7 protein-coding genes are annotated in these 11,398 nt (G+C 48.5%); all 7 read right to left on the bottom strand.

The genetic code is table 11. The annotated features are described in order from the left end of the window. The coding region (locus tag ACTHMC_RS24560) for an NUDIX hydrolase (RefSeq protein WP_440417308.1) at positions 1-707 on the bottom strand (707 nt) is incomplete at its 3' end. A 56-nt stretch (positions 708-763) separates the two neighbouring features. After that, on the bottom strand, positions 764-3,676 hold the full coding sequence (locus tag ACTHMC_RS24555) for an alpha-amylase family glycosyl hydrolase (RefSeq protein WP_440417306.1): 2,913 nt from the start codon (positions 3,674-3,676) through the stop codon (positions 764-766). Between the two features lie 84 nt (positions 3,677-3,760). Further along, positions 3,761-5,539, bottom strand: coding sequence for a SusE domain-containing protein (locus tag ACTHMC_RS24550; protein ID WP_440417304.1), 1,779 nt, complete (start codon positions 5,537-5,539; stop codon positions 3,761-3,763). A gap of 25 nt (positions 5,540-5,564) precedes the next feature. Beyond that, positions 5,565-6,356 (bottom strand): hypothetical protein, encoded by a 792-nt coding sequence (locus ACTHMC_RS24545; RefSeq protein WP_440417303.1) that lies wholly within the window; start codon positions 6,354-6,356, stop codon positions 5,565-5,567. A 10-nt stretch (positions 6,357-6,366) separates the two neighbouring features. Then, the gene (locus tag ACTHMC_RS24540; RefSeq protein WP_440417301.1) at positions 6,367-6,858 is read right to left on the bottom strand and encodes a DUF5004 domain-containing protein; all 492 of its coding nucleotides are present in this window, start codon (positions 6,856-6,858) and stop codon (positions 6,367-6,369) included. Between the two features lie 24 nt (positions 6,859-6,882). Continuing rightward, positions 6,883-8,259 carry a RagB/SusD family nutrient uptake outer membrane protein gene (locus tag ACTHMC_RS24535; protein ID WP_440417299.1) on the bottom strand — a complete coding sequence of 459 codons (1,377 nt, stop codon included), beginning with the start codon at positions 8,257-8,259 and terminating at the stop codon, positions 6,883-6,885. A gap of 19 nt (positions 8,260-8,278) precedes the next feature. Continuing rightward, positions 8,279-11,335: a SusC/RagA family TonB-linked outer membrane protein gene (locus tag ACTHMC_RS24530; protein WP_440417297.1), complete on the bottom strand. Its 3,057-nt coding sequence runs from the start codon at positions 11,333-11,335 to the stop codon at positions 8,279-8,281. Positions 11,336-11,398: the final 63 nt, after the last annotated feature.

Raw genomic sequence — 11,398 nt, 5'->3', positions numbered from 1 at the left:
AGCTTATTGTCTGATTTTACTTTAGTGGCAAAGTTGGGATCGAAGCGATAGAGCTTCCCAGGTCTGTGCGGCACATCCTGTTCCAGCTCATTTACATCTTCCAGCCAGCCCATGAGGAAGAATTTCTTGCGGAAATTCCTTCTGTCCATTTTCACTCCCAGAATAGCTTCGTAAAGTGATTGCAATTCGCGCAGCGAAAATTTCTCAGGCAGCAGATTGAACACAACAGGGTGTTCATTGATCTTGCTCTGTAATTTCTTCAGGCAGGTGTCGAGGATCAGCTGGTGGTCAAAGGCAAGGGCGGAAGTATCATGCACCGGATGCCAGTGCAGCTCATTGTGTGCGAGCTTCAGCTGGTGATCTTTGATATTGATGAGCGAGTAATACGCTGTGGTAATTACCCTGCCCGCCGGGTGGCGGCCTACATCACCGAAAGTAAATACCTGTTCCAGGTACACATCATCCAGTCCTGTACGCTCTTTCAGCACCCGATAAGAGGCGCTGTCGAGGTTTTCATCAGGCTTTACGAGGTCTCCGAGCAAGGACCATTTGTCCTGGAATTCCTCTAAGTCTGATTTGATCAGCAATACTTTCAATTCATTGTTGTCGAACCCAAAGATCACACAGTCCACCGAGATGGCTATCTGGAAATACTCCCTGTTTTCAGATCTTAATTGCTGAATCGTTTTCTGCAAAGCGGTTCCCATTGTTTCAGAATTATGATTGTGGTTTAGAATGCGTTACCCATCGTTCCTTCAATGAATTATTCACTCATCAAAGGACGAACCAATTTTTTATCACCCATTAAAAGTTGTAAAAAATACATCCCTTTCGGAAGCTTTCCCCAATCGAACCCTGTATTGCTGAGTGGTATCCTGTGAGTGCCTTTGGCCCTTACACCGGTATAAAGGTCTGCGATCCTTTGTCCATACATGTTTGTCAAGCTCAGCGTAACAGTACCTGCTGCGGGAATCTCAAGCTCAATGAAGCCGGCCCTGCTGACAGGATTGGGATATACAACCAATCGAAAATGCTGATTAATAGTAGGTATCTCTGGGACGGGGGTAGGATTAGAGGCAATATTCCGGTTGATGTATACCCGGTACTCGCCGGGCTGCAAGGTAATACTTTGTTGGTTTCCGGGAACAATTAATGGTTGTCCTCCCAAATATTCATACCAGGTGCCTGCAGAGGGGAATGGCACACTGGCCGTTTGAGGCGTCACTTCAAAGTTGCCCACCACTACCAGGGAAGAGGTATCCGTGCTGATCTTCATCCATTTGAAGCCTCCGCTGAAATCCTTATCCAGCACACCTCCGGGGAAAATATCCTTGTACAGGAAATGTTGCCTCAGGCCCAACACACGGGCATACACATCATAGAGGTTCTTCCTGGCAGGAACAGTCTGGTAATCCCATTTGATGGGCTTGGCATCTGTGCGGCAGCCATCGTTGATACTGCCGTCCGGACAGCGGTTGATGCTGAAATCAAAGCCCAGCTCCCCGAACTGCCAGATCATTTTAGGCCCGGGCATGAGAAGTCCGAATGCAGCTCCCAGCTCATTTCTCTTCAATGCCGTGTTCAGGTCCTTGATATTATAAGCGCCATTCACGCGGCCGAAATTGATATTCTTGTACATGAGTCTTTCTTCATCATGACTCTCCATGTACATGATCAGGTGCTGTTTATCCCATCCGCGCGCGGTACTGAGACCATAGCTGAAATCGGAGTTGGCGATCCAGCCCATGGTGGCTTCGTTGAAATTGTAATTCATATTGCCCCAGAACATCATGCCATAGCTGGCCAGCTCTTTCTCTTCGCTGTTCTCGGAAAGATGCTCCAGGATCACGTAAGCGCCGGCACTGTGTTTCATGATGGTGTCATAATAACCTTTCCAGATGGCAACGCGTGATGCATCATATTTGCTCCAGGCCTGCACTTCAGCGTCTGTATTGCAACCGCCGGTAGTGCAGGAATTCTTTTGGGTGAAGCCTTTGGAGAGATCGAAACGGAAACCATCGAGCTTGTATTCTTTCAACCAGAATTCAGTGACCCGGCTCACGAAATAATGCGTGGCAGCGGATTCGTGGTTCATATCATATCCCACATTGTAAGGATGTTTGGCAGATGTATTGAACCAGGGGCTGGATGCAGATGGACTGCTGTTGGCCGCATCCCAATAGAGCTGCACCATGGGGCTTTGCCCGAAGGAATGGTTGAGCACCATGTCCATCACCACTGCAATGCCCTGCCTGTGCGCTTCGTCGATAAAGGCTTTCAGCGTATTCTTCGTTCCATAATATTTATCAGGGGCAAAATAAAAACTAGGATTGTAACCCCAGCTGAGGTTGCCCTCAAATTCATTGAAAGGCAACAATTCAATAGCGTTTACACCTAACCGCTTGAGATAAGAAATAGTGTCTTTTAGAGTGGTCCAGTCATGCGCTCCCACAAAATCCCGCAGGAGTAATTCATATACAATCAGGTTGCGTTTGTCCGGCTTGGTGAAGTTATTCACCTGCCAGGTGTAAACAGGCGCATTTGTCTGCAGCACGCTCACAATCCCGTTTGTTTTACCCGTGGGGTATGGTTTCAGGTTGGGATAGGTGGCTGCGGAAATGTATTGATCGTTATTGGGGTCCAGTACTTTTTCCGTGTATGGATCAGCAATACGAAGGGTGTTATCTACTTCGTACTGATAGGCGTATTCAGTACCGGAAGTGAGGCCGGTGATCTTCTTCCAGAACCTTTGCCCGTCTGGCGTTCTGAACATTTGCGCTGCTGCATTCTCAGTCCAGTTATTGAAGTCTCCGAGCACAATAGCTTTTGTTTTGTTGGGAGCGAAGAGCACCAGCGTAACGGAAGTAGGGTCAGCCGGATCGTAGTTGATACCGTCGCGCACACCGGCGGGCAGAGGTTGTTCGGTAACAGGCGGAGCCGCGAAGAAGGTGATGGTCTGTGTTTTATCAGTTGCGCCGTCCTTGTATTTAGCGATCAGTTCCTGGTTGCCTGACACAGTGATGGCAGGACTGGCAATAATTTCAGTGCCATTGGCAACAGTGGCAACAGAATTTCCATTGAACAGGAGTTCCAGCGCGCTTGCCTGGTTCACGGCAAACTTCAGGGGAAGATTGTCTCCGATTGTTTTTACAACGGGCGACAATACCGGTTCAAAATATGGTTCTGAGGGTGGAAGAATGAATTGAGCGTACTGGTTGTTATCGTACAGCTTCAGGTACATGTTGCCCTGCTCGATGCCGGTATTGGCATTGCGTTGCACTTGCGATCCGGTTCCATTACGCAGGAGGAAGGCAATACGATGTATGGTTTCGCCAGCAGACACACCGAGCCAGCTACGGAGGTTATTGATGGTGTACTGGTATTTGTTGTTTCCGAGAGAAACACATTTAGCTTCAGGGTTGGGTTGGCCCCATGTGAACTTTGCATATTTCCAGTCGCTGTTATTGGTGCTGGCGCTGGTGATCAGTCCGATGTGGATGAACACATCATTGGTGTTTGCATAGCTCATCAATCCTTTATTGCCCTGTGAGCAGTCAACGGTGATCACTATCTGTCCTGTTTCTTTCGGAAATGCAGGCTCCACTGTCACGTACTGCGCAAGGGCAGGCAGCACAGGGAGGATAAAAAGAAGGAGCAATAATTTTTTCCTGATCATATGCATGCTGTTAAAACAGAGGGTGTATCCCCGTTACTGATACACCCTTTCCTGTTTTGTAATGGAAACTATTTGAGTTGTGTGTTAGTAAACTTTATAGGTGCCGTTGATCTCATCTAATTCAACCGTGTAAATACCTGTGGCGCTTACACCGATATTACCGCCATTGGACTTGATCTTACCAGCTGCCATGGGATTGCTGCCCGCATCTCCACCCGTACCGCCATAGTTGTAATCCCATGATTGTTTCACCAGCAGGAATTTCCATTGCTTGTTTGCTTCAAGAGCAATGTTGGTTCCTTTCCATTTTCCGTTTCCCTGATACACCAGTGATGGCAGGTTAGGACTGTTATTGTCCCATCCACCGGCAGTAGCATCACCAATGAGGAATACGGCACCCGGTTTCACTTCATATTTAGGTTTCTGTGGATTGGTGGCATCCCAGATAGCGCGCACTGGCGCACCGGCAGCTGTGATATTATCGCCATTACCATCTATATCCAGCACACCTGCAACGCCACCTTTTTCCTGTCCCCACCAGCGTGATTTATCGGGCGCACTGTTATTCCATTCAACACCGTCGTGGAATTTGAATCCTCCGTTTCCGGAAACGATGGATGAGAATTTATTATCGGCCAGCCATACACCGGGACTGTACGTTGGGGGATCCCAACCCTGGAAGTCACCTACGGTGCCGGGGTTTCTTTTCTGAATATAGATCTTGTTTGCTTCCAGGTCAATGGTGATGCGGTACACGCCTGAATCAGCGATATTGATATTATCTCCCTGGTTGAAGCCTGTATTGTATACGCCATTCGATCCATCTTTAGCTCCGTAACCGGACCCCCAGTCACCGGGTGTCTGGAAGAATTTGAAGGCCGCACCATCATCCAGTAACATGTAAGCATAGAACACTTTCGCATAGCGACCGGGGGCTTTGTCAGGAATGATCTGTATGGGTGCATTGATGTCCCAGTTATTAATACTGCCTACTACAAAAAACCGCACTTCGCGCATGATGTTCATGGCATTGCTCACGGAAGACAATTGCGTCCAGTTTCCTGAAATGGCCTGTACGCCCCAAATGAGCTTGCTTTCGAGCGAAAGATCAGTTTGTCCGTTATCATTGAGGGAGTCGCTGAGTTGTTTGTACGTTACCTGCAATGAGGAGTCTGAGCCACTGTTATTGGACTCGATCCAGAACAGGGGATTATTCAGATCACCTCCTTCCAGCGCAAACACCACCTTGTATTTAACAGCAGGACTTCCTGTGGCAGCTGTTGATTTCTGCCATTTGAAATTGAATTTGCTGCTGGTTGAAGTTGGATCCACGGTGAGCGTGGTTGTGATTGGCTCCGGTCCGTAAAGAATGAAAGGAGAAGCTCCGTTGCCGAACCTTTTTAGAGTGAGTAAGAACAGGTCCTGAGAATTAGCCTGTGTTTCTCCGTTGGATGCCTGGATGGTCCAGGAAAGCTCTACCGTTCCGTTTGCAGGTACTCCTTTGGAGAACAGATAAAGGTCCAGTTTTTCCTGTGTGATAGTGAGCGTGGTGGCTTTTCCATCGTTATCGGCAGGCAGTTCAAATTTATAGTCTTTGATATCGCCCCCTTTCTGTACGGCGATCCATTTATAGGTGACAGGCTTGTCCACACCGGGTTTAGCGGCAGTCCAGCTCAGCACTACCGGCTGGGACGGAGTGGCTGCATTCAGTGTAATAGTAGATGAGGAGGTGGGAGACTGGATACGGAATGTACCAACCTCAATTCCTTCACCTGTTGGGTTATTATCGAAATCAACTTTCTGGCAGGCGGCCAGCAGCAAGCTGAAAACGATCAAACGGCAGGCAATTTGTATTGATCTCATAACATCAGTTGTTGAAGTGAGCTGCTTATTGTAAAGCATCAATAGATTTTTCGGTTGTTGTTCCTGTAACGGTCACGTTATTCCCATTCACATCTTTTCCTATGCCATCAAAGCGGAAGGAAAATTTCTTCGGGGTTTTACCGGCAGGGATGGTCCAGGAGAAATTCGGAATGAAAGAGTACGACCAAACTTTATTGGGTTCAGCTTTCAGGTTCCAGGTTTTGGTATCCCCGATCTGCGCGTTAGCTTCATCATATAACATCACTGTTACTGTTCTGGGAGTCATGCGCTGTTCTGCCACTGTAGGTGCCAGGTCCTGGTGGAAATACACCGTAGCCACATCACCTGCATTCAGCCTGTTGGGGAAAACGCGGAAGGCAACAGGTGTGAAGATGATCGGCTCAAAGGCGTAGGCCGGTGAATTGTTATCGGAGATCTTGGCGCTGCCGTCCACTGTTTTTACCAGGAACTGGAAGTGTTTCAGTTTACCTGGCTCCACTCCGAACATAGCGGTTGGAATGAATTTGTATTCAAATACATTGCCTCCTTTGTTGGTGAGTTTGGCAGCAGGCAGGGATGCGCCCCATGAACCGTTGGTTACTCCATTGATAAGAGTATACCCTGTGGCGCCTTCGTTGCTCCAAATCCAGAGATAGAGATCGGTCATGCCTGCCAGGGGAGTGCCTGCCACGCTGATGGTGAAGGTTACCTCATCTTCAGCAGTGTAGGTTGTTGGTTTGAATACCACCGTCTGGTATTGCGCCTGCAACCAGTTTGTTGCAAGTAGCAGGGCGGAGATAAAGAATATTTTTCTCATAGCAATTCGTTTAGATCTTTTTGAAATAGTAATCATAGCGCAACAGGCTCTTTCCATCCAGGCTCTTGATCTGTTGCATCACCAAGGTTCCTGAAGACAGATTGTTGTAAGGCCCGAATTGCATCTTCACGGTATCAGTACCTTTGATGAGATTAAGTTTTAGCGGTGTATCCTTGTCATCCACTTTCCAGTTCCCGTCTGCAAACGGAATCACTTTTGGCGATCCGCCCGGAGTGGTCGTGAAGTTTGCAGGTTCTCCGTTACTGAGCGTAAAATTGATCTTGAACTGGCTGAAAGGCGCTACAGTTGTAACGTCCAGCTCTTTGTAAGGGAAATTATATTTCACTGCGTTCAGGTCTACCTGCACCACTTTATCCAGTTGCCAGTTCCCTTCCACAGCTCCCAGTTTATTCACGGGATCGCCGATACCGGGCAGCTTCTCCGGTTTGCAGCTGGCAAACAGGGCACTGATGGCAAGTATTATAAGAAGATTCGTTTTCATATAATGCATTTTTACATCGTTAGTTTATAAGCATCCACCTTCGGGGTTGTTAATAAAACTGGAGTTACCGGCTCTTTCCGTATCAGGGAACTGAAGGATAAATCCATTACAGTTGTAGGGAGAACCACGTCTGTCGATATTCTGTCCATTCCTGGCGCCGATCCTTTTGATCTCATCGAGGCGGCTGCCTTCACCGACCATTTCCAGTTCTCTTTCACGGCGAGCGATGCTGATCAGCAGAGCAGCATTGGCGCTGGTCAGGTCCTGTGATACATCTGCGCGGTCCAGGATCTCATTCAGGTCTTTCCTGGCTACGGGAAGCTGCGTTCCTATTTCTGCAGCAGATTCAGCACGGATGAGCTTGATCTCGGTTACATGTATGATCAGCAGGTCAAAACTGTTGAGATTGTATTTGGTGAGCTCGGCAAAGTCTGAGTTACGTTGTATCAGCCAGTCTGCGCGGATATCGCCGGGCCTGCTGAAGAGCGACTTTGTCTGGAGCGTGTATTTCATTACAGGATTGGGGTTATTGTCTGAGCGGAATCTTCCTCTCAGCTCTCCGCCGGGTTCAATATTTCCCAGCCTGCTCTTGATCCAGAAGATGCCTTCCTTGCTTCCTGCGAGAGAAAAGCGTTTGGTGAGATCAGCATCAAAGCTGAATGCGGCGCCGGCCCTTTCTGCTTCCGTCATCACCAGGTTGGAAAATTCATAGGCTTTGGCAAAGTTGTTCATCTGAAAATACACTTTTGCGAGAAGCGCCTGGGCAGTGAATTTTGAAGGATACTCACCATTATTGGGAGGCAGCAGGTTAGCGGCTTCAGTGAGATCTGTAAGAATCTGATCATATCCCTCTTTTACGGTAGACCTGTTCAGCAGCGAGGCATCAGCTTTCAGCCGGATCACAATACCATTGTGGGAATTGTCCGCTGTGCTGCCATAAGGCTGCGCAAACAGGCGGATCATTTCAAAGAACATCAGGCCGCGGAGGAATTTTGCTTCTCCTTCCACGCGCGACTTTTTATCGGCATCAACATACTGCAGGTATTCAAGTACTTTATTGGCCTTATAGACTACATTGTATGCTTCCCTGTAAAAATCATTTTTATAAGCTCCGAAGATGGAAGTCTTACGGCGCCAGAGTTCGCCATTATCTTCCGTGAGCAGCGTTCCATAGAGGTGGTCTGCCAGGAGTTCTTTGATCACCTGCATCCTTCCTCCATACAATACATCACCTGCAACAGTGGTGTAGGTGCCGTTGAGGAGGGCCATCACGCTATCGCTATGGATAAGGGTTTCCTCTTCTTTTAATTTACCGGCCGGAGGTCGCTCCAGAAACTTGCTGCAGGCAGTAAAGCTGCTGAGGGCGATCAGTATTACGAGATATTTATTGATATGCTTCATAACTGACAATCTTTTGAAATTAGAAGTTCACGTTTACGCCGAATGTGAATGCCTTTTGCTGAGGCGGAGTGAGATAAGTTACATTCGGGCTCATATTCCTGTCCTGTGGATTTTCGAAGTCCCTGGCCACTTCAGGATCACCTCCGGGATATTTTGTGAAAGTGAGCAGGTTCATACCTGTTACAAATGCCTTGATACCTCGGATCCTTCCATTGCTGAACATTTTGGAAGGCAGGGTATAACTGAGCGTGAGTTCACGCAGGCGCAGGTAGTCAGCATCATACAGGAACATGGTGGAGTTGTATTGCCATTCAGAGCTCAGTCCGGGGTAAGTGGAAGTATTCATGGTGAGCCTGGGATATTTGGCAATATCACCGGGCTGGCGCCAGCGGTCAACGATATCGGTGCGCATATTCCAGTCCGTTACGATACCGTCCTGGCGTTTTGCGGAACCGTCATAAAGGTTACCACCGATAGCATATGTGAAGAGTACACCCAGATCAAAGCCTTTGTAGGTAAGGTTTGAATTGAACCCGCCTACATAATCCGGGATCACTTTGCCTACTGGCACGCGGTGGTCAAGAGAAAAAGTTTTGGTGGTCTTTCCGGTTTTATCAAGCCAGATGGGCAGACCGTCGTTCGGATCAACACCAACAAACCTGGCGAGATAGTTGGTACCCACGGGATAACCGGGAATGATACGCGTATCGTTGGTTCCTCCGCTAACGGCATCTGCTGTCAACTGACCGAGGCTGATCACTTCATTGTAGTTTTTACTGATATTACCTCCTACAGTCCAGGTAATATCTTTCTTTTCTATCAGCTTGGCTGTGAGGCTCAGTTCAACACCCTGGTTCACTATCTTGCCGCCATCCAGGTTACGCAGATACCTGTCGAAGCCGATGCTTGGCTGCACGGCGCCATTCAGCAACTGATCTGTAGTGGTCTTATTGTAATAAGCGATCTCACCTGATAACCGGTTGTTCCAAATGCCGAACTCCAGGGCCAGATCGAAGTTCCGCATTGTTTCCCATTTGAGGTCCGGGTTGGCAATATTATCCGGATAGAGGGTGGATCCACCTACGAATGGTTGTCCTCCCGGGGAGATCTTTGCATAATACATACCGTCTCCGATATCCGCATTACCTACCACACCGTAAGATGCGCGGAACTTGAGGAAGCGTACAAAATCGATGTCCTTCATGAAATCCTCTTCTGTAATGATCCACGCAGCAGAGGCAGCGGGGAAGAACCCGTATTTATTGTTCGGGCCGAATTTGGAAGATCCGTCGGCACGTGCAAGTAATTGCAGCACATACCTGTTCTTCAGGGAGTAATTGATACGGCCGAAGAATGAAACGAAGGTCCATGCGCCGCGCTCATCAAAAGTGCGGATACCAGCGCCTTTGAGGGAATCACGTACTTGTTTGTACAAAGATTTATTTTGCCAGAAGGGTTTATCAGTGAACGTATAGATATCTCCGTTATAATCTTTTTTGGTCACCTCCTGGGATTCAGATCCGATCAGGAAGTTGAACTTATGATCGTCCGTTGGCGCCCAGTTATAGCTGGCAGTAATCGTTCCTGTTTTATTCAGGTTATGGAAAATATAACGCTTGGCTATGCCGGCCACATCGGTACGGCCCATGTAAAGGGCCGATTCAAACTGATCGTCAAAGGATGTGGTAAAATCCACGGAAGCAGTTGCTTTGATAACCAGATCCCTGATGGGTTGGTACTCCACGCCTACACTTCCGAAATATTTATTCTCCGTATTGCGCCATTTGGTCTGATCGCGACGGAAAACCGGATTGGCGCCGCCTCTCCAGTATGATTTATCATCGTTGTAAACCGGATAGATCGGCAAGGCAGTAGACATCGCATCTCCCAGACCACCTGCCCATGCTGCAGGTACCCGGTGGTTATTACCGTTATTCCAGGAAACGTTCAGGTTGAACTTGAGGTTGCTGAGGGCCTGAAAGTCGAAGTTTCCACGCACACCCAGCCGCTCATAAGCATTGCCTTTGATATAGCTTTCATCTTTTGCATAAGAAGCACCCACATAACTTTTCAGCCATTTGTTGCCGGCTGTCATACTTGCATTATGTTCATTGATGAAACCAGTGCGTGTGAGCTCTTTCCACCAGTCTGTATTGGTACGCTCTGCCTGTTCCCAGGTGACACCGCCCGGAAGCGGGGCCTTGCCTGTGTTGCCATCATTCTCCCAGGCTTCCTGGCGGAGTTGCAACCATTCAGGGCCACTGAGGAATTTAGGCCGCATAGCCCATGTAGTGAAACCGAAACGGTTATTATAATTGAAGCGGGGTGCCCCGCTCTTTCCCTTTTTGGTAGTGATGAGCACCACACCGTTGGCGCCACGGCTACCGTAGATACCAGCTGCACCGGCATCTTTCAGTATTTCGATGGACTCGATATCATTTGGGTTGATGGTGGCCAGCGGGTTCTGATTCTGAGCACCGCTATTGCCTCTCAGGAAGGGATCGGACACAATCGGAACCCCATCCAGCACATACAGGGGATCGCCACCTGCGCTCACTGAACCGATACCACGGATACGTACAACCGATCCGGAACCTGCCAGGCCACTTCCCTGCACAACCTGTACTCCGGGTGCTCTACCCTGCAATGAAGCCTCAAAGCTGGGAGTTGGAAGAGACGTGATCTTGTCTGATGTAACTTTTGAGATTGCGCCGGTCACCTCGCGGCGACGCTGCGTTCCATAACCAATCACCACCACTTCATTCATGTCAACTGTTGTTGACTTCAGCCTGACGTCTACCGTCAGCTCGCCGGCCACATTCACATCCTTTGAGTCGTAGCCCACGCCACTGAAAGTAAGGATGCTGATGTTTGCCGGAATAGTAATGGAGAAAGTTCCGTCGTTGGAAGTGGAGGTGCCACCAGGAGCTCCCTTCGGTGTAACCGAAACGCCCGGAAGCGCTGTTCCGTCTTTTTCGCTGGTGACCTTACCGGTAATAGTTTTGTTTTGCGCCCATGTAGTGAAGGGTAGCGCCAGAAGCAGAGATAGGATCCCCACAAGCAGTCGGTGTGGCATAAACAATCGTTCTTTTAGTTTTGAGAAAATGCGTCCAAATCACACATTACAAATGTGTCAATT

Source organism: Pseudobacter sp., from assembly GCF_051955275.1.
Classification (GTDB): Bacteria; Bacteroidota; Bacteroidia; order Chitinophagales; family Chitinophagaceae; genus Pseudobacter.
Note: the sequence above shows the minus strand (reverse complement) of the source record. Positions and strands in the feature narration are given on the sequence as shown.

Excerpts from the sequence above, each read along its gene's own strand:
- ACTHMC_RS24555 (WP_440417306.1), bottom strand. The coding sequence starts at position 3,676 with ATGATCAGGAAAAAATTATTGCTCCTTCTTTTTATCCTCCCTGTGCTG.
- ACTHMC_RS24550 (WP_440417304.1), bottom strand. The coding sequence starts at position 5,539 with ATGAGATCAATACAAATTGCCTGCCGTTTGATCGTTTTCAGCTTGCTG.
- ACTHMC_RS24545 (WP_440417303.1), bottom strand. The coding sequence starts at position 6,356 with ATGAGAAAAATATTCTTTATCTCCGCCCTGCTACTTGCAACAAACTGG.
- ACTHMC_RS24540 (WP_440417301.1), bottom strand. The coding sequence starts at position 6,858 with ATGAAAACGAATCTTCTTATAATACTTGCCATCAGTGCCCTGTTTGCC.
- ACTHMC_RS24535 (WP_440417299.1), bottom strand. The coding sequence starts at position 8,259 with ATGAAGCATATCAATAAATATCTCGTAATACTGATCGCCCTCAGCAGC.
- ACTHMC_RS24530 (WP_440417297.1), bottom strand. The coding sequence starts at position 11,335 with ATGCCACACCGACTGCTTGTGGGGATCCTATCTCTGCTTCTGGCGCTA.